The organism is Cupriavidus sp. SIMBA_020 (assembly GCF_046535395.1).
GTDB classification, from domain to species: Bacteria; Pseudomonadota; Gammaproteobacteria; order Burkholderiales; family Burkholderiaceae; genus Cupriavidus; species Cupriavidus campinensis.
Window position 1 is genome coordinate 1 of record NZ_JAWRWU010000495.1, and the last position, 275, is coordinate 275.

General features: G+C 68.7%; 1 pseudogene. It reads right to left on the minus strand.

Annotated features, from left to right (window positions below):
- Positions 1-275 (minus strand): annotated as a pseudogene (locus SB751_RS30210) (MFS transporter); the annotation flags it as partial.

The window sequence follows — 275 nt, forward strand, 5'->3', positions numbered from 1 at the left end:
GTGCAGATGCCGATGTTGGCCACCGTCAGCGCCAGGATGGCCAGCACCGTGTTGCCGCTCCAGATCGCCGAGAACAGCAGCCCCAGCGCGCCGCACAGGGCCGGGATGGCCACGTGCCAGCGGCGCTCGCGGTTGCGGTCGGAGTTGCGCGCGATCAGGATCATGCCGATCACCGCGAACAGGTTGGGCACCGCCGTCAGCAGGCCGATCGCCAGCGGGCTTTGCACGCCGGTGCTCTTGATCAGCGTCGGCATCCAGAACCCCACCCCGTACAG